Below are 23,382 nucleotides of genomic sequence, written 5' to 3'. Positions count from 1 at the left end.
ATGGCATCCATCATAGCCTCAATCGAGCGTACGGCGGAAGCGCGTCACCGCGATCGTCATGGCGAACAGCATCAGGGCGACCAATGCGGCGGTGTCGTATTGCAGGTTCTGCATCGCCGCGCCCTTCAGCATGATGGCCCGCACGATGCGCACGAAATGGGTCAGCGGCAGCCCCTCGCCGATATATTGCGCCCAGACCGGCATGCCCGCGAACGGAAACATGAAGCCGGACAGCAGGATGCTCGGCAGGAAGAACATCATCGAGAGCTGCATCGCCTGCAGCTGGTTCTGGACGATGGTCGAGAAGGTGTAGCCGATCGACAGATTGGTGGTAATGAACAGCGTGGTGAGCAGCGCCAGCAGCGTGAGGCTGCCGAGGACCGGCACGCCGAACAGCAAAATGCCGATGGCGATGATCAGCGTGGCCTGGATGAAGCCGACCAGCACATAGGGGATGATCTTGCCGAACATCACCTCGACCGGCTTGATCGGCATCGACAGCAGGCTCTCCATGGTGCCGCGCTCGATTTCGCGCGTCACCGAGAGCGCGGTGAAGATCAGCATGGTCATGGTCAGGATAGTTCCGACCAGACCGGGCACGATATTGAGGCGCGAGTCCGCCGCCGGGTTGTAACGGGCGTGGGCGCGGATTTCGAACGGCATGTCCGGGGGATCGCCGACGTGCAGATCATGCGCCAGCGCCGATTGCACCAGCGGCCCGAGTGCTCCGAGCGCCGAGCCCGACGCGACCGGGTCGGTGGCATCGGCGGCGACCAGCAGCGCCGGTCTGTCGCCGCGCCGCACCGCGCGCTCGAAGCCGCGCGGGATTTCGACGCCGAACAGCACCTTGCCGGATTGCAGCAGCTCGTCGAATTCCTCGACGGTGTGGACCTCGCGGACAAAATGGAAATAGGCGGTGTTCTCCATTGCCTTCAGGATCGAACGGCCGAGATCGCTGTCTTCCTGGGTCAGCACCGCGGTCGGCAGATTGCGCGGCGTGGTGTTGATGGCGTAGCCGAACAACGTCAGCTGCATGACCGGCAGCATGATGATCATGGCGAAAGAGACGCGGTCGCGGCGAAGCTGGATGAACTCCTTGACCAGCATCGCGTAGCTGCGCCGCCAGAAGCCGAATGCCGGCTCCCTCGCCTCGCTGTTCTGGATCGATTCCGTTGCGCTCATCGCAATTATCCCTGGAGATTATCCTTGGAAATTATCCTTGGAGCGCCCCATCAGATCGATGAAGACGTCTTCGAGCGACGGCTCGCTGGCCTGCCAATGCCACTTCGAATTGTCCCGATAGGGCGCGATCGCGGCCTCGACCGCCGCCTTGTCGCGGCCGGAGACGTGCAGGCTGGTGCCGAACGGCGCCACCATGTCGACGCCGGGCTTGTCCGTGAGCTCGGCCATCAGGCCGTTGAAATCCTCGCCCGTCACCGTCCAGGTCGACAGCGCGGACGCCGCGATCACCTCGTCCACCGTGCCATGGGCCAAGAGATGACCGTAGGCGATGTAGGCGATCTCGTGACAGCGCTCGGCCTCGTCCATGTAATGGGTCGAGACCAGCACGGTGAGGCCTTCGGCGGCGAGCGCGTGGATCTCGTTCCAGAAATCGCGCCGCGCCTTGGGATCGACGCCGGCGGTCGGCTCGTCGAGCAGCAGCAATTGCGGATTGGGCAACGTGCAGGCGCCGAGCGCCAGCCGCTGCTTCCAGCCGCCGGAAAGGTTGGCGGCGAGCTGCTCCTCGCGGCCCTTCAGCCCGATCCGCGCGATCATGTCGGCCGCGGCGCCGCGCGCGTCCGGCATGCCATAGAGCCGCGCCACGAATTCGAGATTCTCGCGCACCGACAGATCCTGGTAGAGGCTGAAGCGCTGCGTCATGTAGCCGACCTTGCGCTTGATCTTGTCGGCATCGCGCCGGATGTCGTAGCCGAGGCAGGTGCCCTCGCCGCTGTCGGGCGTCAGCAGGCCGCACAGGATGCGGATGGTCGTGGTCTTGCCGCTGCCGTTGGGACCGAGGAAGCCGTAGATCGAGCCGCGCTTGACCTGCATCGACAGGTCATGGACGACCTCGCGTCCGCCAAACGACTTGGTCAGCCCCTTCACATCGATCGCGATGGAGGGTGCGTCGGACCGCGCGCTGGTGGAGCCGCCGTTCATCTGCGCTCCGCCACCGGCGTCTTGGGATTGAGGTAGATGCTGATCGGCTGACCGACGCGCAGCACATCGGGCCGGCTCGGCCGCGCCTGGATCAGATAGACCAGCTTGTTGCGCTCATCGAGGCTGTAGATGACCGGCGGCGTGTACTCCGCCGTGGTGGCGATGAAGTAGATCTTTGCCGTGAGGTCGGCGGCGCAATTGTCGCAGGTCACCCTCACCTCGTCGCCGAGCGCAAGCTTCGGCAGCTCGGCCTCCGGCACGAAGAAGCGCAGCTTCATGTTGCCGGGCGGCATGATCGACAGCACCGGGCGCTGCGCCTGCACCATCTCGCCCTCGCGGAAATAGATCTGCTGGATCGAGCCCGCGATCGGCGCAAAGCCCTTGCGACGGTCGAGCCGGGTCTGCGAGGTGTTGACCCGCGCCTCCGCGACGCGCAGCGCCGAGACCGCGGAATCCAGATTGGCCTGGGTGCCGGCGCCGGTGCCGCGCAGCGAGGCCGCGCGGTCATAGCTCTGCCGCGCATTGGCGAGGGTCGCATTGTTCTGGTTGAGATCGGCGCGCTGCAAATCGTCGTCGACCGAATAGAGCAGATCGCCGGGCTTGACCTCGTCGCCTTCGCGCACATTGAGCTTGATGACGCGGCCGGATTCATCGGGGCTGACGAAGATCATGTCGGCCTCGACCCAGCCCTGGAAGCCGGGATCACGCTTCTCCTGGCAACCGGCCAGCGCCGCCGCCAGCACGACTGCGGTCACGAGCTTCATCATGCGCGAGCCGGTCATGGCTTGCTCCGTTCGCCGAAGATCAGATCGAGATGAACCTTGAACATCGCGAGGGCATCGAGCGGCGCGTGCCGGGCAAACAGGCCCTGCCAGATCACCGCGACGATCGCGGGCGCCACGACGAGTTGCGGAAACTGCGCGAGTTGGCGCTGCCTGATCTCGCCGCGCGTGATCGCAAGCTGGATCAGCGCCTGCATCGCGGCCATCCCCTTCGACACCACCTCGCGGAAATAGAAGTCGGCGATCGTCGGGAAGCGCGGCCCTTCGGAGACGATCAAACGGACGATGTCGCCGCGCCGGGTCGACACGATCTCGCGGATGAAGGTCTCGGCAAACCTCTCCACCGCATCGCGCACCGGGCCGGTGATGGTGGGCGGCGCGGCCATGCGATTGACCAAGGGCACGACTGCGGTGCGGATCAACTCCTCGAACATCGACTCCTTGTCCTTGAAGTACAGATAGAGCGTGCCCTTCGCGACGCCCGCCCGCCTGGCGACATCGTCGAGCCGCGTCGCGGCGAAGCCGCGCGCAATGAACTCGTCCATCGCCGCCTCGACGATCGCAGCGCGCCGCTCCGCCGATTTCTCGGCGCGGTTCGCAGCAGGCTTGGCCTCGGGCAGCTTTGCCGAGGCCACCTTCGGGATCCTCGCCGCGGCAGCCCGGATCGCGGTGGTCCGGCGCTTGGCGGGCCGGGAGCGGGTCGTCTTTTCGATGCGCTTTGTCATGGCCATAATATGACTGACCAGTCAGTCATTGTCAATATGTTCAGAGAAAACGCCTGCCGGCCGGAAGCGTTCCTGTCGGCCTTCCCGGCCCCTCAGGGTGCGCATAGATTCGCGATCTCGCGGCGCAAATGCCCGAATTTGCTGCTTATGTCCGCCCTATGGGGAACAGTGGGCGCTGGGAAAGCCGGGTGCCGATCGCACCCGCGGGCCCTGTGCAACAAAAAGGCACAGGGGTGGCACCACAGGTGTAACCGGAGCAATCCGGCTTTCCCTGCGCGATGCGCTACGGCTCACTTCGTGCTCTCCCCGGCGAGATTGGGGGGAATTTGATACAAGCGGTCCGCTGGGGGAACACCAATGAGCGATTGGTTACACAACCTTTCTGTGCCGTGGATGGCCTTCATCGTCTTCGGCTTCACCTACCTTGTTGCCATTCTCATTTTCGCAGGCGTTGCGATCCTGTCGACCAAGGAGCGCGCAACGTCTTTCAAATCGATCTCTCCCGGCATGTTGCCGGTGCTCGGCATCCTTTTCGGCCTGTTTGTCGCATTCACCGCGGCACAGGTCTGGAGTGACAGCGACCGCGCCACCGCGGCGGTGAGCCGCGAAGCCAGTTCGTTGCGGGCGGTCATCCTGCTCGCCGGCGGCCTGCCGCCGGAGCAGGAGGCGCGCCTGCGCGGCCTCGTTCGCGACTACGTCGAGGAAACGGTCGCCGTGGAATGGCCGATGATGGCGCGCCAGGCTGCATCGCTCAAGGCAGCTCCTCCTGCGCTGACCGCGGCGTTGCGGCTTGTCGTATCAACGCCCGCGCAAAACCCGGGCCAGCAGACGACGCAGCACGAGATCATCACCAATCTGAATTCGGCACTCGATGCGCGACGACAACGGATCATCGTCAGCCAGACGGAAGTCGACTTGATCAAATGGTGGTGCCTCTACCTTCAGGCCATCTGCGAGCTATTGGTCATTGCCCTTGTTCACTGCGACAACCGGTTGGGATCCGCCATCGCGATGGGACTATTCGCGACCGGCGTGGCCACATCGGTTCTGCTGATTGCCGCGCATGATCGACCATTCACCGGCCAGATATCGATTGCGCCGACGCCGTTGCTGCAGATCATGCCGGACAAGGAGGCGAGCCGATAAGCGCCGGACCGCACACGCGCGCTGTCCGCTAGGTGTGAAACTTCAGCCCATCGAGGATCTTGTCGACCACCTTGCGCTCGGCGCGAATAGCGAGGCCGACCAGGTTGAGCTCGCTGCGCGCGACCGCCCTCACCACCTCGCGGTTGGCGGCGTCATGCGTGGTCTTGAACATGTCCTCGGTGTAGAGCGCCGGCTGCACGTTGCGCGCCAGCGCGCGCTCCAGCGCCCGCGACAGCGCGGGCCCGTCGGCGCCGTAGATCAGGATCGGCTGGCCGATCAAAGAGAGATATCTGGTCCCCGACCCGTCCTGGTAATTCTCGCCGATACATTCGGGGAAGGAAGCCGCGATGCCGCCGGCAAGAAACGACGCCACGTTGAGCTTCTGCCAGACTTCCAAGTCGGTGCGGATCACGACCGCGATCTTGGTGTCGAACTGCATGGCGATAAATCTATCCGCAGGTTGACGACAAACGCCAGTTCTGACCGCGCATCCCTCATCTGCCCGCCAGGCGCTGACGTTAGTTTCTTGAGCAACCCACGGGCGGACCCTGCCCGCCTGAAGGGCGACGTCGCGGCTGGCGAAGCTGATATCGCTGCGGCGAAGAAGCTCAACCCACACGTCGACCGCTAGTCGTGCCACGTCGCAAGGGCCCGATCCCTGCCGGGACGGAAAGCGATAGTCAGCTCCTGCGCCGCGTAGTAGGCTTCGGGCGTTCGATGACCATCAGCATATTTCAGGGCATTGCATCATGATCAGCAAGGCCGATGTTGTTGTTATTGGTTCGGGCGGATTGGGCGCGGCCACAGCCTATTACCTGAGCAAGCGTGGAGGTCTCAGCGTCGCCCTTGTCGACAAGCATGAGATCGGATCGCAAACCTCGCCCCGCGCGGCAGGCATGGTGAGTTGTGCGCGCAAGAGCGACTTGATGATTGGCCTCATCAAGGACGCATGCCGCAAGATCGAGGCGTTCACGGAAGAAACCGGCCAGCCGCTCGACTGGGTGCATTCGGGCAGCCTCAAGATTGCGCGCCGGCCACAGGACGCCGAAGTGATCGAGGACGATTTCGCGCGCGGACGCCGCACCGGCCTCGACGTCGAACTGATCTCTCCGCAAGAGGCGAGCAGTCTCAATCCGTTCTTGCAGCCGACGGGCGTCGTTGCGGCGATGCGGATCGGCGACGACCGGTATTTCGACCCGGCGCAGGTTGCCGTCGGTTTCGCCACAGCCGCGGCGGCCAACGGTGCAATCTTGCTGCCGAAGACCGACGTGCGCGCCGTCAACATCGTCGGCGGCACCGTGATCGGCCTGACCACCGCGAACGGCGTCATTGAAAGTCCGGTTGTCGTCGATGCGGCCGGCGCGTGGACGCGGCAGGTCGCGGAGGCGAGCGGGATCCGCGTGCCGCTGGTGCCGACCCGGCAGCAGTTGATCGTCACCGAGCCTTTGGATGGCGTCCGTGCCGACCTGCCGATGATCCGCATCATGGACGCTGCGGTGTATGCCCGCCCATGTCAGGGCGGCTTCCTGTGGGGTGTCTACGAGGAAACGCCGCGCTTCTTCGATATGCAGTCGCTTGGGGCCGGCTTCGACGTCAAGGACATGCCGCTCGATATCGGCGTGCTTCATGCAGCCGCCGATGAGGTCAAGGACCAGCTCCCGTTCCTGCAAACCGCCAAGGTGCGGGAGTTTCGCGGCGGCATTCCGACGATGACCGCCGACGGCCATCATATTCTCGGTCCGGCCGCCGGCGTGACCGGCTTCTATTTTGCGAGCGGGTGCAACGTCGCCGGTCTGTCGATCTCGCCGACCGTCGGCGAGGCGCTTGCGGCCTGGATCGTGGACGGCAAGCCGCCCATCGATCTATCGCCGATGTCGGTCATGCGGTTCAAAGACCAATCGTGGTCCGAAGACCAATTGGAGCGCGACGCCGCCTGGCAATACCGGCACTTTTATGGCGCCGTCTGAACTCGGCAGCGCGCTTTGCCCACCAGGCGGATTGCGGCGACTGCCTTACCCCTTGGCGTCGCAGGCCCAGGCGCGGATCACGCATTCCTTGCCGCCATAGTCGTAGCACTTCCTGGTCGCGGCATTGAGCGAGCTCGAGATCTTCGGCGCCACGGCATAGCCATGGGCGCCGCAGGGATTCTTCATGTCGATCGAGAGCGCGGCGCAGGCCCGCTTCATGGTGACGGTGGTGCAATCGCCCTTGCACTGCTTCAGCGCGGCGGCGCGCGCCGCGCCTTCCGCCGGATAGTCGTAGGCCTGGCCATAGGCCCCGCACTTGCCGACCGCGAACGCGCCGGCCGCGCGCGCCTTGGGCACGAAGGTTTCCACGGAGAAACGCGTGGCGCCGAGCAGCAATGTCAGGACGAGAATCGTCAACGCGCGACGCTGCGCGACGGCGGTCGAAATGATCAAGCGGAAATCCCCCAAAGCCCGGCGCGGACTGTACGCAGGGGTCGTTTCCAGATGGTGAATGACGGGTTGAGAGCGAATTCTATCCACTCGTCGTCCCGGCGAAGGCCGGGACCAATAGCCACCGATGGTGATGATTGCGCGAGGCTCTGGCCGCTGTCCCACCAACAACAACGATTGGTGGTAATGGGTCCCGGCCTTCGCCGGGACGACGCGGAGAATGTTCAGCCCTGTCTTGCCGCTTCCAGCGCCTGCGGCGTGTCGATGTCGAGGAAGGCGCTGTCGCCGTCGACCGGGACCTCGGCGACTACCTCGGCATGCTTGGTGATCAAGTGACGCGCGCCGATGTCGCCGTCGAGCGTCATCAGCTCCTTGAAAAAGCGCCGCGACCACAGCACCGGATTGCCGCGGCGGCCCTCACTGACCGGGACCGCGATCAGATGGCCGCGGTCCGGCGCGAAGGTCTCGATCAGGCGATCGATCAGCTTCGCATCGATCAGCGGCATGTCGCCGAGGCAGACGATCGCGCCGTCGGCGCTGTCGGACACCGCCGCAATGCCCGCCTTCACCGAGCTGGCGAGGCCGCCGGCGAAATCCGGGTTGCGGACGAATTTGACCTTGAGGCCATCGAGCGCCTGCTCGACCAGCTCGGCCTGATGCCCGGTGACCACGATCACCTCGGAAGCCTTCGAGGCCAGCGCCTGCTCGGCGACGATGCGCGCGAGCTTCTTGCCGTCGAGCTCGGCGAGCAGCTTGTTCGGGCCGCCCATCCGGGTCGAGCGGCCGGCGGCAAGCACGATCGCGGCGACGTTGCGGTTGCCTTCGGTGTCCGGCACCGTGCGCGGCTGCGGCCGCGTCACGATCTCCATCAACAGGCCGCCGACGCCCATGCCGGTGAGATCCGATCGCGTCACCTTAATGCCGGCGAGCAGCCGCATCAAGACCCAGTCGAAGCCGTTCTCGACCGGCGAGCGCGCGCAGCCTGGCGCGCCCAGGACCGGCACGCCGCCGGCGCTGCCGATCAGCAGCAGATTGCCCGGATCGACCGGCATGCCGAAATGCTCGACCGCGCCGCCGATCTCGGTGATTGCAGCAGGAATGACATCACGACGGTCGGCGATCGCGGACGCGCCGAACACGATGACGAGCTCGGCCCCTAAGCCGAGCAATTCCTTGATCGAGGCGGCGAGCACCGTCTCGTCATGCGGCACGCGGCGCTCGGCGATGATGGTGGCGCCGGCCGGCGCGAGCCGCTCGGCGGTGACGCGCAGCGTCTTGTCGATCACCTTCGGCGCAAGACCCGGCAGCAGCGTCGAGACCACGCCGACCTTCTGGATCACATAGGGCGCGATCCGCAGCGTATCCTTGCCGGCGACCGCGACGGCGGCATCGCGTAAGCGCCCCTCGACGCCGAACGGGATCAGCTTGACGGTCGCGATCATCTCGCCTTCGACCACCGGCTTGAACGCGGCGAGCGTTGCGAAGGTGATGGCCTCGTCGACGTCGTTGATACGGTCGACCGCGGCGCGATCGATCACCAGCACACCGGGACGGGCCGCGAACAGATTGGCGCGGCCGGTGAAGGCGCGCTCGACGTTGACGCCGTCGCCGGCCACCGCCTGCGCGATGCTGGCGGCCGCGGCGTCCTCGGAGACGTCGCCCTTGTCGAGCCGCACCACGACGATCTCGTCGACGCCCGCCTTGGTCAGCGCCTCGACCTCGGCGAGGCCGATCGTGGTGCCCTTCTTGAGCACCAGCGCGCCCTGGCGGAGGGTATGCACGGTGACGCCGCCAATCGCGTCGGCCGGACTGGCGGGACCGAATTTCATGCCGCTTCTTCTTTTTCTTTGGGGGGCAAGCGCAGCTGCGCGGTGATCTCGGCCATGATCGCGACCGCGATCTCCGACGGCGACACCGCGCCGATATCGAGGCCGATCGGCGCGTGGATGCGCGCGATGTCGCTGTCCCTGGCGCCCTGCGCGCGCAGCCGCTCGGCGCGCTTGGCGTGGGTCTTTCGCGATCCGAGTGCGCCGATATAGAAGCAGTTGCGGTCGAAGGCGTGCAGCAGCGCCGGATCGTCGATCTTCGGATCATGCGTCACCGCGACGAAGGCGGTGTAGTGATCGACGTTGAGCGGCGGCAGTGCGACGTCGGGCCATTCGGCGACCAGCGGCACGTCGGGGAAGCGCTCCGGGCTCGCAAACGCGGTGCGCGGATCGACCACCGTGACGTCATAGTCGAGCGAGCGCGCCAGCGGCGCCAGCGCCTGGCTGATATGGACCGCGCCGATGATCACGAGCTTTGCGGTCGGCGCGTAGACATTGAGGAACAGCTTCTTGGTCCCGACCTCGACATTGCCGCTCTTGCCCATCCGCAGCTGCTTTGAAAGCTCGGCGCGCAGCGGATCGGCGGCGATGTCCGCGGCCTTGACCAGACGCTGATCGCCATTGGCGGTGTCGGTGACGATGATCACCGGGCGGCGCGCGGCGCGCTCGGCGTTCAGCTCTTTCAGGATCTCGAGTTTCACGGCTAACCAACCTTCTCGACGAAGACGCGGATGGTGCCGCCGCAGGACAGGCCGACATTCCAGGCCGTCTCGTCGGCAACGCCGAATTCAAGCATCTTTGGCTGGCCGCTCGCGATGACGTCGAGCGCTTCCGTCACGACGGCGCCCTCGACGCAGCCGCCGGAGACCGAGCCGAGGAAGGTGCCGTCGTCATTGATGACCAGGCTCGAGCCGGCCGGGCGCGGCGCCGAGCCCCAGGTCTCGACCACGGTGGCAAGCGCCACGCCATGGCCCTCCTTCTGCCAGGTCTCGGCGGCCTGCAGGATGTCTTCGTCGCGGTTCAGCATGGTGGCCTCCTGCTATCGGGTCAGGCTTCTTAGGCTACGGAGCGGATCAGGCTGCGGTGGTGCGCCGGCGGCGGGGATGACAGCGCCCCGATCAAGCCCTTGATGGACGTCAAGTTATGCACCGGGCGAAATTCGTCAACGTGGGGCAACATCATTTTGATGCCCTGCGCCTTGGCCTCAAAGCCGGAGTAGCGCAGCAGCGGATTGAGCCAGATCAGGCGGCGGCAGGAACGGTGCAATCGGTCCATCTCGAAGGCCAGTTTGGCATCAGCCTCCCGTTCTAGTCCATCGGATATAAGGAGGACGATGGCGCCCTGCCCGAGCACCCGGCGGGCCCAGAGCTGGTTGAAGCTGTGCAGCGAGGTCGCGATCCGCGTCCCGCCGGCCCAGTCCTCGACCGCGGACGAGCAATTCGCCAGCGCTTCGTCGGGGTCACGCTCCCGCAACGCGCGCGTCACATTGGTCAGGCGGGTACCGAACAGGAACACCGAGACCCGCTTGCGGGCGTCGGTGATGGCGTGCAGGAAGTGCAGGAACAGGCGGGTGTACTCGCTCATCGAGCCGGAGATATCGAGCAACGCCACGATCGGCGCCGGCTTCTCGATCCGGCCGAGCTTTCGGATGTCGATGATCTCGCCGCCGGTGCGCAGCGAGTTGCGCACGGTGCGGCGCATGTCGAGCCGCAGGCCCCGCGCATCCGGCTGGTAGCGGCGGGTCACGAGCTCGGCCTGCGGCAGCCGCATCTTGGCGATCTCGCGCGTCACCTCGGCGATCTCCGCCGCGGTCATCTGCGCAAAATCCTTCTTCTGCAGGATCTCCTTGTCGGAGACCGAGAGCTTGAGCTCCTGCTCCTGGGCCTGCGGGCGCTCCTCGCTCCGCGCCGGCTGCGCCATCGCCTCCTGGACGCGGCGCGAGGCCGGCGGCGGCTTCTTCCTGGCGTGGTCCGGCAGCGGCACCGAATCCAGCATGCTCTTCCACTCCTCGGCGGCGCGGAAGAACAGCATAAAGGCCTGGCGGAAGATCAGCGCGTGCTCGTGGCGCTTGACGAAGATCGCTTCCAGCGTGGCGTAGAAATCGGAGCGGTGGCCGACCTCGATCAGCTGCAGCGCGTCGAGCGCATCGATCACCGAGCCCGGCCCGACGGGAAGCCCGGCCGCCCGCAGCGCGCGGGCAAAGCCAATCACGTTGTCGGCCATGTGGCCGGTCGGAGGCGCGAGGTGGTTGATCGCCATTGTTGTTTGGCCTCGTCATTCCGGACCGCACGAAGTGCGGATCCGGAATCTGGAGATTGCGGCGCGAGATTCCGGGTTCACGCTTCGCGTGCCCCGGAATGACGGCTAGTCGCTCGTCGCTTCCTTCAATGTCTTCTGCAACGCATCGCCCTGCATGCGCGCGATGTCGTCCTGATACTTCAAGAGCGCGCCCAGCGTGTCGCCGACGACCTGCGGGGTCAGAGAGCGGGCGTCGAGCTCGGACAGCGCGGTGGCCCAGTCGATGGTCTCGGCGACGCCCGGCGACTTGTAGAAATCCTGGTTGCGCAGCGCCTGCACGAAGCGGACGACCTGCTGCGACAGCTTGGCGGAGATGTTCGGCACCCGCGACTTGACGATCGCAAGCTCGCGCTCGGCTGTGGGATAATCAACCCAGTGATAGAGACAGCGCCGCTTCAGCGCGTCATGAATCTCGCGCGTGCGGTTCGAGGTGATGATCACGATCGGCGGCGCCGGCGCCTTCACGGTGCCGAGCTCGGGAATCGTGACCTGGAAGTCGCTGAGGATTTCCAGCAGGTACGCCTCGAACGCCTCGTCGGCGCGGTCGAGCTCGTCGATCAGCAGCACCGGAGGACCCGCGACATCGGGCTCGAGCGCCTGCAGCAGCGGCCGCTTGATCAGGAAGCGTTCGGCGAAAATGTCGCTGGCGAGCTGGTCGCGATCGGTATCGCCGGAAGCCTCCGCAAGGCGGATCGCGATCATCTGCGCCGCACTGCTCCACTCGTAGACCGCGGAGGCGACGTCGAGGCCTTCATAGCATTGCAGGCGGATCAGCTTGCGCCCGAGCGCCGCCGACAGCACTTTTGCGATCTCGGTCTTGCCGACACCGGCCTCGCCTTCGAGGAACAGCGGCCGGCCCATCCGCAGCGCGAGATAGGTCACGGTCGCGAGCGACCGCTCGGCGAGGTAGCCGCGCGAGGTCAGGAGATCCTCGAGCGCATCGACGGAAGTGGGTAACGCCGATGCACTCATGGAACAGCCAGTCTTCGAACAGAGGTCAGCAAAGTCACGCCTTGGTACTTAGTCCTTGGCGTTCGCGGCTTCCACCGCCCGGCGCGTCAAAACGCCGATCAGATGCGCGCGGTATTCTGCACTGCCGTGCAGGTCGCTGTTCAGCCCGTCAGCCGAAACTGCGATGCCGTCGAGCACCTTGTGCGAGAAGCGCTTCTTCAGCGCGTCCTCGAACGCAGTGACGCGGAAGACGCCGTCGGAGCCCGCACCGGTGACCGCGACGCGCACGTCGGACGGACGCTTGGCCACGAACACGCCAACCAACGCATAACGCGAGGCCTGGTTGCGGAACTTGACGTAGGCCGCCTTCTTCGGCACCGGGAACATCACCTTGGTGATGATCTCGTCGGCCTCCAGCGCGGTCGAGAACAGGCCCTGGAAATATTCCTCGGCCTTGAGGCGGCGCTTGTTGGTGACGATGGTCGCGCCCAGCGCCAGCACCGCGGCCGGATAGTCGGCGGTCGGGTCGTTGTTGGCGAGCGAGCCGCCGATGGTGCCGCGGTGGCGCACGGCGGGATCGCCGATCAGGCCGGCAAGCTCGGCCAGCGCCGGGATCGCCTCGCCCACAACCGCGGAGTTCGCGACTTCGGCATGCTTGGCGGTGGCGCCAATGACCAGCGAGCGGCCTTTCATCTCGATCGTATCGAGACCTTCGATGTGGGAGAGATCGACCAGATGCGGCGGGCTGGCGAGCCGCTGCTTCATGACCGGCACCAGCGTGTGACCGCCGGCAATCAGCTTGGCGTCCTCGTTCTTCACCAGCAAATTGGCGGCCTGCCGCACGGTGCCGGGACGGTGATATTTGAATTCGTACATTGGAATGTCCTGATCGCGCTCGCGATGAATTGCTGACTAGGCGAGGTCCGACTTCGCCATCGCCTTGGCGCCGGCGGCGATCGAAGCAACGATGTTCTGGTAGCCGGTGCAGCGGCACAGATTGCCTTCCAGCTCCTCGCGGATCACCTCGTCGGAGAGCTCGTGGCCCTTGCGATGGACCAGGTCGACCGCGGTCATGATCATGCCCGGCGTGCAGAAGCCGCACTGCAGGCCGTGATGCTCGCGGAAGGCCTCCTGCATCGGATGCAGCGGCGCGCCATCGGCCGCCAGCCCCTCGATGGTCTTGACCTCGTGACCGTCGGCCATCACCGCAAGCGTCGTGCAGGATTTCACCGCCCTGCCGTCCAGATGCACGACGCAAGCGCCGCACTGCGAGGTGTCGCAGCCGACATGGGTGCCTGTCAGCCGCAGGTTTTCGCGCAGAAACTGGACCAGAAGGGTACGGGGGTCGACATTCGCGTTCACGGGGTTGCCGTTCACGATCATTGAAATCTTGGCCATCAGCACTCTCTTATCTGCGCCACCGCATATCGGCGAAGCAGGCGGTTTTAAATCATTCCAGACGGCATAATATGGGCGCGCCCCGCGATGGGCAACCTTTCGAGCCACCCATCCAGGACATGGCCGGACCTGAATAATCCAGCCGAAAGGCGAGGCTAACCCTGCACCGCCTTGGCGAAATTTGCAAAGAATTCATCGGCCAGCTTCTTGGCGGCGCCGTTGATCAGGCGCTGGCCGAGCTGGGCGAGCTTGCCGCCGATCTGCGCCTCCACATTGTAGCTCAGAAGCGTACCGCCATCCTTGTCTGCAAGGCCCACGGTGGCGCCGCCCTTGGCAAAGCCGGCGACCCCGCCCTCGCCTTCGCCTGAGATCTTGTAGCCGTTCGGCGGGTCGAGATCGCTCAAGGTGACCTTGCCCTTGAAGCGGGCGGAGACCGGGCCGACCTTCATCTTGGCGGTGGCGCGGAAGCCGCCCTCGTCGGTCTTCTCCAGCTCTTCGCAGCCGGGAATGCAGGCCTTCAACACTTCGGGATCGTTGAGCTTGTCCCACACAGCCTGGCGCGGCGCTGCAAGCTGGACTTCGCCGGTCATTGTCATGGCCATGGGGGATCTCCTCGATCGCTAGAACCTTTTCCCCCAAGTAAAGCAGCCGGGGCGCAAAGGAAAGGGCACCTTCGGAGGATGAGCGATGCATATTCGCAACCGCAGCAAGCCAAGCCGATCGTTCACGAAATCGCGCAATCCCCGGTGTTGAAAATGCAGGTAGCCCCGGGGCATTGGCATCGACGCGCGACAGTGGTTAGGTCGCCGGCCATGAGCACAGCCCTTTCTCCCCTGCTTGCGCCGATGCTGTCGAGCGCCGCGATGCGCGCGGTGTGCAACGACGCCGCTACGCTGCAGAACATGCTGGATTTCGAGGCCGCGCTGGCCCGCGCCGAGGTGGCCTGCGGGGTGATTCCCGCAGCTGGCGCAGGACCAATCGGCGCCGCCTGCAAGGCCGAATCATTCGACCTGGCCGCGCTGGCCGACGCCGCGACGCGGTCCGGCAATCTGGCGATCCCGCTGGTGAAGGCCCTGACCGCCAATGTCGCCAGGGCGGACGCCGAGGCGGCGCGCTACGTGCATTGGGGCGCGACCAGCCAGGACGTCATCGACACCGCGACCATGCTGTCGTTGCGTGCGGGGATCGACGCGCTGCTGGCCGACCTCGACCGCGCCGTCGCCGGCTTCGCCGGGCTTGCGCGCGCCCATCGCAACACCGCCGTGGTGGCGCGGACCTGGCTGCAGCATGCGCTGCCGATGCCGTTCGCCCTCAAACTCGCCGAATATGCCGCGGCGCTGCATCGCTCCCGCAAGCGCTTGCTGCGCCTGCGCCGCGAGACGCTGGCGCTGCAATTCGGCGGCGCCGCCGGGACGCTCGCCGCGCTCGGCGATAAGGGGCTGGCGGTCGCCGCCGCCCTTGCGCGAGAGCTCGATCTGCCGCTGCCGGATGCGCCCTGGCATACCCATCGCGACCGCATCGCCGAGGCCGCGTCGGTGTTCGCCATCCTCGCCGGCAGCTGCGGCAAGATCGCGCGCGACGTGTCGCTGATGATGCAGACCGATGTCGGCGAGGCCTTCGAGCCGGCCGGCGCCGGCCGCGGCGGCTCCTCCACCATGCCGCACAAGCGCAATCCGGTCGCCGCCGCGAGCGCGCTGGGGGCTGCGACCATGGCGCCGAATCTCGCCGCGACGATCTTCGCCGCGCAGGTGCAGGATCATGAGCGCAGCGCCGGTCCGTGGCATGCGGAATGGCCGACCTTGCCGGGCCTGATGCTGGTAACCTCGGGCGCGCTTGCTGCCATCGTCGATCTCGCCGAAGGGCTTGAGGTCGATGCGGCGCGGATGCGCGTCAATCTCGATGCGACTCAAGGGTTGATCATGGCGGAAGCCGTCACCTTTGCGCTCGCCGACAAGATCGGAAAGAGCGACGCCCATCATCTGATCGAGGCCGCCAGCAAGCGCGCGGTCGCGGAGAAGAAGCACCTGCGCGAGGTGCTGTCGGCGGACGCCAAGATCACCGCGCATCTCGACGCGAAACGAATCGCGGAGCTGTTCGAGCCGATGGCCTATCAGGGCGCCTCGCAAGCGCTGATCGACCGCCTGCTGGCTTCACTGGATCACAAATAGCGACGATGTCATTGCCGGGCAACAGCGCGAAGCGCATGTTCGCGCAGATGACCCGGCAAGCGCATGACGAGAGGGACAAGACGATGCCGATGATCAACGCCGACGGGTGCCTGCTCAACGTCCAGGTGGACGGCCGCGACGGCGGACCGACCTTGATGCTGTCGAACTCACTCGGCTGCACCTTGCAGATGTGGGAGCCGCAGATGCGGGCGCTGACGCAGCTGTTCCGCGTCATCCGCTACGACCGCCGCGGTCACGGCAAGTCCGGCGTGCCGGCGGGCCCCTACTCCATGGAGCGCTTCGGCCGCGACGTGCTGGCGATCCTCGACGACCTCAACATCGAGAAGGTGCACTGGTGCGGCCTGTCGATGGGCGGCATGGTCGGACAGTGGCTGGGAGCGAATGCCCCGGAAAGATTCGGCAAGATCATCCTCGCCAACACCGCCTGCTACTACCCCGATCCGACCAACTGGCTGAACCGCATCAAGGTAGTGAAGGAAGGCGGCATCGCCGCCGTCGCCGATACCGTGATCGCGGGCTGGCTGACCGCCGATTTCCGCGAGCGCGAGCCGGAGACCGCGGCGCGCATGAAAGCGATGCTGGTTGCCTCGCCGGTCGAAGGCTATCTCGCCTGTTGCGAGGCGCTGTCGACACTCGACCAGCGCGCCCTGCTGCCGAAGATCAAGAGCCCGACCCTGGTGATTGCAGGAAAGCAGGACATGGCGACGCCGGTGTCGGCAGGCGAAATGATCCGCAGCGGCATTCCCGGCGCCAGCATGACGCTGCTCGATGCCGCGCACATTTCCAACGTCGAGCAGTCGCACGCCTTCACCGAGGCCGTGGTCGGCTTCCTGACGCAACGGTAACGGTCATCGTCATTCCGGGGCGATGCGAAGCATCGAACCCGGAATCTCGATCCGCATCCATAACTTCGAGATTCCGGGTTCGGTCCTGCGGACCGCCCCGGAATGACGTAACCGGGAAAGATGCTCTATGGGCCACAATCAGCACGTAGCCCGGATGCAGCGAAGCGAAATCCGGGACAAGTCCTTCGGCCAACGCTGAAGCCCCGGATTGCGCTGCGCTCCATCCGGGCTACGATTTCATGAGGAGACATCCATGGACGACAATCAGCGCCGCGACGACGGCATGACGCAGCGCCGCAAGGTGCTCGGCAATGAATGGGTCGACAAGTCGATCAAGAACCGCAACGCGTTCAACACCGACTTCCAAGACCTGATCACGCGCTATGCGTGGGGCGACATCTGGACCCGGCCGCATTTCGATCACCGCACCCGGCGTGTGCTTGTGATCGGCACCATGGTCGCGCTCGGCCAGTGGGACGAATTCCGCCTGCATGTGCGCGCCGCGCTCGCCGAGGGCGGCTTCACGCCCGAGGACATCAAGGAGATCCTGCTGCAGCAGGCGATCTATTGCGGCGTGCCAGCGGCCAACCACGCCGTCAAGGAAGCCGGCGCGATCATTGCCGAGCTAGGGCTGCTGAAGGGATAGCTCGCTCGCAGGCGCGCCCGCCTCGGCGACGGGCGGCTCGACGGCCCGTTTCGGCGCAGTCTCGAACAACATCACGATCGCGGTCCCGAGCAGCATCAGGAGCTCGGCCGCATGCATGCGCAACGCTTCGACCTCGCCGACCTTGGAGGCCATCATCATGCTGGCGAAGCTCAGCACGCTGCCGAGGCAGAGCGCCACCGCCAGCGCCTCGTCGGCGCCGCTGCTGCTCTTGCGCAGCGGTGAGAAGGCGGCCATCGCGAGGAAGACTGCGAAGAACGCCACCACGGTGATCCGCGCCAGCGCGAGCAGCCATGCGAGGCGCACCGTCGCCATCTTGCCGAGGTGCAGATAGTCGCTGGCATAGAACGCGATCGACACGCTCGGCCGCTCATAGAGGCCGTGGATCGGCGACACCATGATGCTGAAGGCGATGATGGTCCAGACCGGAATGAAATAGGCCGCAAGCAGCGCGCCGTTGAAGGAGCTGATCCGCCAGTTGTTCGACATTGCCGCTTCCCGTGCATCCCGCGCCTTTCAGACCGGCGACGGTTCAGCTTGCGAGCTAACGCCGATCAATTGCCGGCAGCAATTTAAACCCTTTGTTAAGGTTAAGCGCGATGCGATGATTCCGGATCGAGGCCGGGATCTGCGCAAGATCGGCGCCGGCCGGGGATAAAGGGGGTAAAATGACCGAAAGAGCGCGCGTTTTCGTCGCAACGCCCTGCTACGGCGGCGATCTGAAGATGGCCTATGTGTTGTCCGCCCTGAAGCTTCAAGCTGCGGCCACCGCCCGGGGCATCGACATCCAGTTTCATCTGATCGGAAACGAATCGCTGATCGTCCGCGCCCGGAACGAACTGGCCCACCAATTCCTTGCATCCGGCGCCAGCCATCTCCTGTTCATCGATGCCGATATCGGGTTCGAACCCGAGTCCGTGTTCCGGCTGCTGGATTGCGGCACCGACGTTTCCGCCGCGGCCTATCCGCTCAAGCACATCGATTGGGCAAAGGTGCAGCGGGCTGCGGACGCCAAGCGCAAGAACCTCGCGTCATCCTCGCTGGACTATGTCGTCACATGGGAGGGCGACCAGATCACATCTCGCGGCGACGGCTTCGCCAAGGTCCGATATGCCGGAACCGGCTTTCTCATGATGAAGCGATCCGCCCTCGTCAGGCTGTGCGACGCCCATCCCGAACTCAAATATCGGGCGAACCACAAAAGCAACGACTTGAACACCGGCGACCTGGTTCGCGCCGACCTCGACCGCGTCTCGCTGTTCGAATGCATGATCGACAAGACAACCGGCGAGTATCTGTCCGAAGATTACGCGTTCTGCCGGCGCTGGATCGATCTCGGCGGCGAAATCTGGCTCGACCTTCGAAGCGAGCTCACGCATTTCGGTTCGTACGCCTTCCGCGGCCGCTTCGCCGACCAGTTGGCCTGAACAAGACAGCCCAAGCGAAAAGGGTCCAGCCTGAACAAGGGAGGCCTCGCCTTTCGGCGAGGCCTCCCTGCTAGTTCGGCTCAATTGTCCGAATTAGCGCTCCGGATTGGGCTTCTGACCCTGCCGGCCCTGATCCTGCTGTTGCTGGCCGGGCTTCTGGCCGCCGCCCTGCTGCTGCTGGCCGGGCTTCTGATTGGGGTTCTGGTTCGGCTGTCCCGGATTCTGATTTGGGTTGCTCATTCAGCTACTCCCTTGCTTTCATCAAGCTGGGGACAACGCGCGCGTCGGAAGCGCGGTTGCTCGGGGAACACGGGTTCCGGCGTGATCATTGCAAGGCAAGGCCATGTCGGCCCTGTGACATCGGAACCGCATCCGCCAAACTAGTTATGTACAAGCCCTTTCTGCTGCTGCCACGCTGTTGCCGCGGCCGGGGTTCCACTGTTAGAAAACGACACGACGCGACGGATCAGGCTGCCGGGGCCCTCGCCGCGTCACCCTCGACGTAGCGTTTTCGAGCGAAGTGGGAACCGGTTCGCGTGAAGAAAGCGCGTCCAGATCAACACGAGAGCCTGGTCGGTTCTCAACCGAACAGGCTCTGACGGCAGCGTATGGATTATTTCGCCCAGCAATTGATCAACGGCCTCGTGCTCGGTTCGATCTACGGCCTGATCGCCATCGGCTACACGATGGTCTACGGCATCGTCGGCATGATCAACTTCGCCCATGGCGACATCTTCATGATCGGCGGCTTCATCGCGCTGATCTCGTTCCTGGTGCTGGTGTCGCTCGGCCTCACCGCGATCCCCCTGATCCTGCTGATCGTGCTGCTGGTCTCGATGGCGATCACGGCGCTCTACGGCTGGACCATCGAGCGCATCGCCTACCGGCCGCTGCGGCATTCATTCCGCCTGGCGCCGATGCTCTCGGCGATCGGCATGTCATTCGTGCTGACCAATTTCTCACAGGTGTCGCAGGGCGCGCGGGTGAAGCCGGTGCCGCCGATCATCACCGGCGGCTACACGCTGCATGAAGGCTCGTCGGGCTTCGCCGTGCAGCTCTCCAACATCCAGATCATGGTCGTGCTCGCCACCATCGTCGTGCTGGCGCTGTTCACCTGGCTGGTCTCGCGCACCCGGCTCGGACGCGACATGCGCGCCTGCGAGCAGGACCAGACCATGGCCGCGCTGCTCGGCGTCGACGTCGACTACACCATCTCGATGACCTTCGTGATCGGCGCCGCGCTCGCCGCGGTCGCAGGCATGATGTATCTCTTGTATTACGGCCTGGTCGATTTCTTCATGGGCTTCGTCGCTGGCATCAAGGCGTTCACCGCCGCCGTGCTCGGCGGCATCGGCTCGCTGCCGGGCGCGATGCTCGGCGGGCTCGCAATCGGCCTGATCGAGACGTTCTGGTCGGCCTATTTCTCGGTTGAGTACAAGGACGTCGCCGCGTTCTCGATCCTGATCGTGGTGCTGATCTTCATGCCGACCGGCCTGCTCGGCCGTCCCGAAGTCGAAAAAGTCTGACAGGCACTTCGTGAGCGCGACCTCAGCCCGCCCCTCGCACGCCGCGCAGCCCTCGGGCAGCGCCTTCATTCTCAAGAAGGCCCTGATCAGCGCCCTTGTCGCGCTGGTGCTGTTCTCGCTGATGATCGGCATTCGCACCGAGGCCGGGCCGCAGGGCGGCTTGATCTACTGGACGCGGTTCGGCGACCTCGCAGCCCTTGTCGCTACCGTGTTCGGCGGCAGCATCGTCGTCGAGTTGCTGCGGCAATGGTGGGGACCGGTCGACAAGGACCGCATCGTGCCGAAGCCGGTGCAATCGGCGATGTCGTTCGCCGGCCGCTGGCTGGCGCCGGCGCTCCTGGTGTTCACCTTCCTCGTGCCTGTCATCTTCTACAACCAGCGCTACATTCTCGACCTGTCGATCCTGGTCCTGACCTATGTGATGCTGGGATGGGGATTGAACGTCGTGGTCGGCCTCGCCGGCCTGCTCGACCTCGGCTATGTCGCGTTTTACGCGGTCGGCGCCTATTCCTATGCGTTGCTTGCGACCAATTTCGGATTGTCGTTCTGGGTCTGCCTGCCGCTTGCCGGCATCCTGGCGGCGTTCTGGGGCGTGCTGCTCGGCTTCCCGGTGCTGCGGCTGCGCGGCGACTATCTTGCGATCGTGACGCTCGCCTTCGGCGAGATCATCCGCCTCGTCATCATCAACTGGCAGAGCCTGACCGGCGGCCCCAACGGCGTCTCGGGAATTCCCCGCCCGACCATGTTCGGCATTCCGCTGACGGCGGGTGACGACGGGCTCGCCGCCAAGCTCGGCATCGAATTCTCGCCGACCCACCGCCTCGTCTTCCTGTTCTATCTGATCCTGGCGATGGCGCTGATCACCAACTGGGTGACGATCCGGCTACGGCGGCTGCCGATCGGCCGCGCCTGGGAAGCGTTGCGCGAGGACGAGGTCGCCTGCCGCGCGCTCGGCATCAACACCACGACCACCAAGCTGACGGCGTTCGCGACCGGCGCGATGTTCGGCGGCCTCGCCGGCGCGTTCTTCGCCACCCGGCAGGGCTTCATCAGCCCGGAATCCTTCACCTTCCAGGAATCGGCGCTGGTGCTGGCGATTGTGGTGCTCGGCGGCATGGGCTCGCAGCTTGGCGTGGCGCTCGCCGCGCTGACCATGATCGGCGGCTTCGAGCTGTTCCGCGGCCTCGATCAATACCGCATGCTGGTGTTCGGCATGGCGATGGTGCTGCTGATGATCTGGCGGCCGCGCGGGCTGATCGGCCATCGCGCGCCGACCGTGTTCCTGGAACGCAACCAGGCGATCTCGTCCGACCTCGTCAAGGAGGGCCACGGATGAGCGGCGACCCCATCCTCACCGTCGACCGCCTGATGATGCGCTTCGGCGGCATCGTCGCGGTCAACGAGCTGTCCTTTGCGGCCGAGCGGCGCAAGATCACCGCGCTGATCGGGCCGAACGGCGCCGGCAAGACCACCGTGTTCAACTGCATCACCGGGTTCTACCGGCCGAGCGGGGGCGCGATCCGCCTCGCCCATGACGACGGCCGCACCATCCAGCTCGAGCGGCTGAACGATTTCCGCATCTCCAAGCAGGCCAAGGTGGCGCGCACCTTCCAGAACATCCGGCTGTTTCCCGGCATGACCGCGCTGGAAAATCTGATGGTCGCCCAGCACAACGCGCTGATGCGCGCCTCGGGCCTGACCCTGCTCGGGCTGCTCGGCCTGCCGTCCTGGCGCGAGGCCGAGCAGCGCGCCATCGATCTGGCGCGGACCTGGCTCGCGCGCGTCGGCCTGCTCGACCGCGCCGACGATGCCGCGGGAAATCTGCCCTATGGCGACCAGCGCAGGCTCGAGATCGCGCGCGCGATGTGCACTGAACCGGTGCTGCTCTGTCTCGACGAGCCGGCGGCCGGTCTGAACGCGCGCGAGAGCGGCGGGCTCAACGAGCTGCTGCTGTCGATCCGCAACGAACAGGGCACCTCGATCCTCCTGATCGAGCACGACATGTCGGTCGTGATGGAGATCTCCGATCACGTCGTGGTCATGGATTACGGCGTCAAGATCGCCGAAGGCACGCCGCAGACGGTGCGCGACGACCCCAAGGTGATCGCCGCCTATCTCGGCGCCGACGAGGAAGAGGCGATCGCCGTGATGGAGAGCGGCACGTGAGCGCGGCACAGGCAACGACACCCCTGCTCGCGGTGCGCGGCGTGCGCGCGGCGTATGGCAAGATCGAGGCGCTGAAGGGCGTCGATATCGAGATCAATCGCGGGGAGATCGTCGCCCTGATCGGCGCCAACGGCGCCGGCAAGTCGACGCTGATGATGACGATCTTCGGCAGGCCGCGCGCCCGCGCCGGCGCCATCGAGTTCGACGGCCGTGACATCACCGGCGTGCCGACCCACGAGATCGCGCGGCTGCGCATCGCACAATCGCCGGAGGGCCGGCGGATCTTTCCGCGCATGAGCGTCGCGGAAAACCTGCAGATGGGCGCCGATGCCACCGAATGCAGCGAGGCCGAGCGCGCAGCCGGGCTGGAGCGGGTGTTCGCGCTGTTCCCGCGCCTGAAGGAACGCGTCGCACAACGCGGCGGCACGCTGTCGGGCGGCGAGCAGCAGATGCTGGCGATCGGCCGCGCCCTGATGAGCCGGCCGCGGCTGTTGATGCTGGACGAGCCCTCGCTCGGGCTCGCGCCGCTGATCGCGCGGCAGATCTTCGACGCCATCCGCACGCTGAACCGGCAGGACGGCCTCACCGTGCTGATCGTGGAGCAGAACGCCAACCATGCGCTGAAACTCGCCCATCGCGGCTATGTCATGGTCAACGGGCTGATCACGCTGGCCGGAACCGGCGCCGAATTGCTGCAGCGCCCGGAAATCCGCGCCGCCTATCTGGAAGGCGGCCGCCGCGGCTAGCTTGACGTTCCGTGCCGTCCCCGCAAGCAAGACGCGGCGGATGCAGCGTCGATTTGCCTGAAAATTGCCGGTGACTTCGCCGCGAAATCAGCTGAGAATGCCCGCGGTTTTGGGGC

General features: G+C 65.5%; 27 protein-coding genes. 11 read left to right on the top strand and 16 right to left on the bottom strand.

Annotation, left to right across the window (positions count from 1 at the left end):
- Window positions 1-18: 18 nt before the first annotated feature.
- Genes ACVWZM_RS35805 through ACVWZM_RS35790 form a run of 4 tightly spaced genes read right to left on the bottom strand, consistent with a single transcriptional unit; the run spans window position 19 to window position 3,673 of the window.
- Entirely contained in the window at window positions 19-1,182 is a 1,164-nt protein-coding gene (locus ACVWZM_RS35805; protein WP_076828531.1) for an ABC transporter permease, read from the bottom strand.
- 18 nt (window positions 1,183-1,200) lie between these two features.
- A complete protein-coding gene (locus ACVWZM_RS35800) occupies window positions 1,201-2,160 on the bottom strand; it encodes an ABC transporter ATP-binding protein (protein ID WP_076828530.1) in 960 nt (319 codons plus the stop codon).
- The gene (locus tag ACVWZM_RS35795; protein WP_038388292.1) at window positions 2,157-2,942 is read right to left on the bottom strand and encodes an HlyD family secretion protein; all 786 of its coding nucleotides are present in this window, start codon (window positions 2,940-2,942) and stop codon (window positions 2,157-2,159) included. The genes ACVWZM_RS35800 and ACVWZM_RS35795 overlap by 4 nt, the downstream gene beginning before the upstream one ends.
- Window positions 2,939-3,673 (bottom strand): TetR/AcrR family transcriptional regulator, encoded by a 735-nt coding sequence (locus ACVWZM_RS35790; protein WP_076828528.1) that lies wholly within the window; start codon window positions 3,671-3,673, stop codon window positions 2,939-2,941. The genes ACVWZM_RS35795 and ACVWZM_RS35790 overlap by 4 nt, the downstream gene beginning before the upstream one ends.
- Before the next feature lie 351 nt (window positions 3,674-4,024).
- Between ACVWZM_RS35790 and ACVWZM_RS35785 the strand changes: the two genes are divergently transcribed.
- Window positions 4,025-4,813, top strand: a complete 789-nt coding sequence (locus ACVWZM_RS35785) for a bestrophin-like domain (protein WP_456855763.1) — start codon at window positions 4,025-4,027, stop codon at window positions 4,811-4,813.
- 28 nt (window positions 4,814-4,841) lie between these two features.
- On the opposite strand, the gene ACVWZM_RS35780 is transcribed toward ACVWZM_RS35785, so the two are convergent.
- Window positions 4,842-5,252 carry a DUF2000 family protein gene (locus ACVWZM_RS35780; RefSeq protein WP_076828524.1) on the bottom strand — a complete coding sequence of 137 codons (411 nt, stop codon included), beginning with the start codon at window positions 5,250-5,252 and terminating at the stop codon, window positions 4,842-4,844.
- Between the two features lie 310 nt (window positions 5,253-5,562).
- On the opposite strand from ACVWZM_RS35780, the gene ACVWZM_RS35775 reads away from it, so the two are divergent.
- Window positions 5,563-6,780, top strand: a complete 1,218-nt coding sequence (locus ACVWZM_RS35775; RefSeq protein ID WP_076828522.1) for an NAD(P)/FAD-dependent oxidoreductase — start codon at window positions 5,563-5,565, stop codon at window positions 6,778-6,780.
- Window positions 6,781-6,825: 45 nt separating this feature from the next.
- Here ACVWZM_RS35775 and ACVWZM_RS35770 read toward each other — a convergent pair whose 3' ends face one another.
- From ACVWZM_RS35770 to ACVWZM_RS35730, 9 genes are all read right to left on the bottom strand, one after another.
- Window positions 6,826-7,176 carry a DUF4189 domain-containing protein gene (locus tag ACVWZM_RS35770; RefSeq protein WP_371852140.1) on the bottom strand — a complete coding sequence of 117 codons (351 nt, stop codon included), beginning with the start codon at window positions 7,174-7,176 and terminating at the stop codon, window positions 6,826-6,828.
- Window positions 7,177-7,454: 278 nt separating this feature from the next.
- A complete protein-coding gene (locus ACVWZM_RS35765; protein ID WP_456855762.1) occupies window positions 7,455-9,059 on the bottom strand; it encodes an NTP transferase domain-containing protein in 1,605 nt (534 codons plus the stop codon).
- A complete protein-coding gene (locus ACVWZM_RS35760; RefSeq protein ID WP_057018431.1) occupies window positions 9,056-9,757 on the bottom strand; it encodes an XdhC family protein in 702 nt (233 codons plus the stop codon). The genes ACVWZM_RS35765 and ACVWZM_RS35760 overlap by 4 nt, the downstream gene beginning before the upstream one ends.
- Window positions 9,758-9,759: 2 nt before the next feature.
- Entirely contained in the window at window positions 9,760-10,083 is a 324-nt protein-coding gene (locus ACVWZM_RS35755; protein ID WP_018272401.1) for an XdhC family protein, read from the bottom strand.
- A gap of 29 nt (window positions 10,084-10,112) precedes the next feature.
- Window positions 10,113-11,315, bottom strand: coding sequence for a vWA domain-containing protein (locus tag ACVWZM_RS35750; protein WP_076828517.1), 1,203 nt, complete (start codon window positions 11,313-11,315; stop codon window positions 10,113-10,115).
- A gap of 105 nt (window positions 11,316-11,420) precedes the next feature.
- The gene (locus ACVWZM_RS35745) at window positions 11,421-12,326 is read right to left on the bottom strand and encodes an AAA family ATPase (protein ID WP_076828515.1); all 906 of its coding nucleotides are present in this window, start codon (window positions 12,324-12,326) and stop codon (window positions 11,421-11,423) included.
- Between the two features lie 48 nt (window positions 12,327-12,374).
- Complete coding sequence (locus ACVWZM_RS35740) at window positions 12,375-13,181, bottom strand: FAD binding domain-containing protein (RefSeq protein ID WP_050383296.1); 807 nt, start codon at window positions 13,179-13,181, stop codon at window positions 12,375-12,377.
- Window positions 13,182-13,217: 36 nt separating this feature from the next.
- The gene (locus ACVWZM_RS35735; protein WP_028336799.1) at window positions 13,218-13,703 is read right to left on the bottom strand and encodes a (2Fe-2S)-binding protein; all 486 of its coding nucleotides are present in this window, start codon (window positions 13,701-13,703) and stop codon (window positions 13,218-13,220) included.
- Window positions 13,704-13,858: 155 nt separating this feature from the next.
- Window positions 13,859-14,305 carry an SRPBCC family protein gene (locus tag ACVWZM_RS35730; protein ID WP_016840413.1) on the bottom strand — a complete coding sequence of 149 codons (447 nt, stop codon included), beginning with the start codon at window positions 14,303-14,305 and terminating at the stop codon, window positions 13,859-13,861.
- Between the two features lie 210 nt (window positions 14,306-14,515).
- Between ACVWZM_RS35730 and ACVWZM_RS35725 the strand changes: the two genes are divergently transcribed.
- The 3 genes from ACVWZM_RS35725 to ACVWZM_RS35715 all read left to right on the top strand — a co-directional run bounded on the left by ACVWZM_RS35725 (window position 14,516) and on the right by ACVWZM_RS35715 (window position 17,383).
- Window positions 14,516-15,871 (top strand): 3-carboxy-cis,cis-muconate cycloisomerase, encoded by a 1,356-nt coding sequence (locus ACVWZM_RS35725; RefSeq protein WP_253639482.1) that lies wholly within the window; start codon window positions 14,516-14,518, stop codon window positions 15,869-15,871.
- 83 nt (window positions 15,872-15,954) lie between these two features.
- Window positions 15,955-16,737: a 3-oxoadipate enol-lactonase gene (gene pcaD, locus ACVWZM_RS35720; protein WP_076828562.1), complete on the top strand. Its 783-nt coding sequence runs from the start codon at window positions 15,955-15,957 to the stop codon at window positions 16,735-16,737.
- A gap of 253 nt (window positions 16,738-16,990) precedes the next feature.
- The gene (locus tag ACVWZM_RS35715; RefSeq protein ID WP_028339924.1) at window positions 16,991-17,383 is read left to right on the top strand and encodes a carboxymuconolactone decarboxylase family protein; all 393 of its coding nucleotides are present in this window, start codon (window positions 16,991-16,993) and stop codon (window positions 17,381-17,383) included.
- On the opposite strand, the gene ACVWZM_RS35710 is transcribed toward ACVWZM_RS35715, so the two are convergent.
- On the bottom strand, window positions 17,363-17,890 hold the full coding sequence (locus tag ACVWZM_RS35710) for a hypothetical protein (RefSeq protein WP_076828512.1): 528 nt from the start codon (window positions 17,888-17,890) through the stop codon (window positions 17,363-17,365). The genes ACVWZM_RS35715 and ACVWZM_RS35710 overlap by 21 nt on opposite strands.
- Between ACVWZM_RS35710 and ACVWZM_RS35705 the strand changes: the two genes are divergently transcribed.
- Both ACVWZM_RS35705 and ACVWZM_RS35700 read left to right on the top strand, forming a co-directional pair.
- Complete coding sequence (locus ACVWZM_RS35705; protein ID WP_143270940.1) at window positions 17,880-18,059, top strand: hypothetical protein; 180 nt, start codon at window positions 17,880-17,882, stop codon at window positions 18,057-18,059. The two genes, ACVWZM_RS35710 and ACVWZM_RS35705, sit on opposite strands and share 11 nt — an antisense overlap.
- Before the next feature lie 10 nt (window positions 18,060-18,069).
- On the top strand, window positions 18,070-18,828 hold the full coding sequence (locus ACVWZM_RS35700) for a hypothetical protein (RefSeq protein ID WP_076828511.1): 759 nt from the start codon (window positions 18,070-18,072) through the stop codon (window positions 18,826-18,828).
- 93 nt (window positions 18,829-18,921) lie between these two features.
- Here ACVWZM_RS35700 and ACVWZM_RS35695 read toward each other — a convergent pair whose 3' ends face one another.
- The gene (locus ACVWZM_RS35695) at window positions 18,922-19,068 is read right to left on the bottom strand and encodes a hypothetical protein (RefSeq protein WP_168858023.1); all 147 of its coding nucleotides are present in this window, start codon (window positions 19,066-19,068) and stop codon (window positions 18,922-18,924) included.
- 368 nt (window positions 19,069-19,436) lie between these two features.
- On the opposite strand from ACVWZM_RS35695, the gene ACVWZM_RS35690 reads away from it, so the two are divergent.
- The 4 genes from ACVWZM_RS35690 to ACVWZM_RS35675 are packed head-to-tail and all read left to right on the top strand — an operon-like array spanning window position 19,437 to window position 23,266.
- Entirely contained in the window at window positions 19,437-20,354 is a 918-nt protein-coding gene (locus tag ACVWZM_RS35690) for an ABC transporter permease subunit (protein WP_076828509.1), read from the top strand.
- Window positions 20,355-20,364: 10 nt separating this feature from the next.
- On the top strand, window positions 20,365-21,690 hold the full coding sequence (gene livM / locus ACVWZM_RS35685) for a high-affinity branched-chain amino acid ABC transporter permease LivM (RefSeq protein WP_057018422.1): 1,326 nt from the start codon (window positions 20,365-20,367) through the stop codon (window positions 21,688-21,690).
- Window positions 21,687-22,520 (top strand): ABC transporter ATP-binding protein, encoded by an 834-nt coding sequence (locus ACVWZM_RS35680; protein WP_028336791.1) that lies wholly within the window; start codon window positions 21,687-21,689, stop codon window positions 22,518-22,520. Before livM ends, ACVWZM_RS35680 begins: the two co-directional genes overlap by 4 nt.
- On the top strand, window positions 22,517-23,266 hold the full coding sequence (locus tag ACVWZM_RS35675; protein WP_018272406.1) for an ABC transporter ATP-binding protein: 750 nt from the start codon (window positions 22,517-22,519) through the stop codon (window positions 23,264-23,266). Before ACVWZM_RS35680 ends, ACVWZM_RS35675 begins: the two co-directional genes overlap by 4 nt.
- The last annotated feature ends 116 nt before the right edge of the window (window positions 23,267-23,382 follow it).

This window comes from Bradyrhizobium sp. USDA 4501 (assembly GCF_054062115.1).
Note: the sequence above shows the minus strand (reverse complement) of the source record. Positions and strands in the feature narration are given on the sequence as shown.

Coding starts and splice junctions, on each gene's coding strand:
- ACVWZM_RS35725 (WP_253639482.1), top strand. CDS start 14,516: ATGAGCACAGCCCTTTCTCCCCTGCTTGCGCCGATGCTGTCGAGCGCC.
- ACVWZM_RS35800 (WP_076828530.1), bottom strand. CDS start 2,160: ATGAACGGCGGCTCCACCAGCGCGCGGTCCGACGCACCCTCCATCGCG.
- pcaD (WP_076828562.1), top strand. CDS start 15,955: ATGCCGATGATCAACGCCGACGGGTGCCTGCTCAACGTCCAGGTGGAC.
- ACVWZM_RS35695 (WP_168858023.1), bottom strand. CDS start 19,068: ATGAGCAACCCAAATCAGAATCCGGGACAGCCGAACCAGAACCCCAAT.
- ACVWZM_RS35750 (WP_076828517.1), bottom strand. CDS start 11,315: ATGGCGATCAACCACCTCGCGCCTCCGACCGGCCACATGGCCGACAAC.
- ACVWZM_RS35790 (WP_076828528.1), bottom strand. CDS start 3,673: ATGGCCATGACAAAGCGCATCGAAAAGACGACCCGCTCCCGGCCCGCC.
- ACVWZM_RS35730 (WP_016840413.1), bottom strand. CDS start 14,305: ATGGCCATGACAATGACCGGCGAAGTCCAGCTTGCAGCGCCGCGCCAG.
- ACVWZM_RS35805 (WP_076828531.1), bottom strand. CDS start 1,182: ATGAGCGCAACGGAATCGATCCAGAACAGCGAGGCGAGGGAGCCGGCA.
- ACVWZM_RS35755 (WP_018272401.1), bottom strand. CDS start 10,083: ATGCTGAACCGCGACGAAGACATCCTGCAGGCCGCCGAGACCTGGCAG.
- ACVWZM_RS35765 (WP_456855762.1), bottom strand. CDS start 9,059: ATGAAATTCGGTCCCGCCAGTCCGGCCGACGCGATTGGCGGCGTCACC.
- ACVWZM_RS35780 (WP_076828524.1), bottom strand. CDS start 5,252: ATGCAGTTCGACACCAAGATCGCGGTCGTGATCCGCACCGACTTGGAA.
- ACVWZM_RS35680 (WP_028336791.1), top strand. CDS start 21,687: ATGAGCGGCGACCCCATCCTCACCGTCGACCGCCTGATGATGCGCTTC.
- ACVWZM_RS35775 (WP_076828522.1), top strand. CDS start 5,563: ATGATCAGCAAGGCCGATGTTGTTGTTATTGGTTCGGGCGGATTGGGC.
- ACVWZM_RS35700 (WP_076828511.1), top strand. CDS start 18,070: ATGACCGAAAGAGCGCGCGTTTTCGTCGCAACGCCCTGCTACGGCGGC.
- ACVWZM_RS35710 (WP_076828512.1), bottom strand. CDS start 17,890: ATGTCGAACAACTGGCGGATCAGCTCCTTCAACGGCGCGCTGCTTGCG.
- ACVWZM_RS35735 (WP_028336799.1), bottom strand. CDS start 13,703: ATGGCCAAGATTTCAATGATCGTGAACGGCAACCCCGTGAACGCGAAT.
- ACVWZM_RS35745 (WP_076828515.1), bottom strand. CDS start 12,326: ATGAGTGCATCGGCGTTACCCACTTCCGTCGATGCGCTCGAGGATCTC.
- ACVWZM_RS35795 (WP_038388292.1), bottom strand. CDS start 2,942: ATGACCGGCTCGCGCATGATGAAGCTCGTGACCGCAGTCGTGCTGGCG.
- ACVWZM_RS35740 (WP_050383296.1), bottom strand. CDS start 13,181: ATGTACGAATTCAAATATCACCGTCCCGGCACCGTGCGGCAGGCCGCC.
- ACVWZM_RS35715 (WP_028339924.1), top strand. CDS start 16,991: ATGGACGACAATCAGCGCCGCGACGACGGCATGACGCAGCGCCGCAAG.
- ACVWZM_RS35785 (WP_456855763.1), top strand. CDS start 4,025: ATGAGCGATTGGTTACACAACCTTTCTGTGCCGTGGATGGCCTTCATC.
- ACVWZM_RS35690 (WP_076828509.1), top strand. CDS start 19,437: ATGGATTATTTCGCCCAGCAATTGATCAACGGCCTCGTGCTCGGTTCG.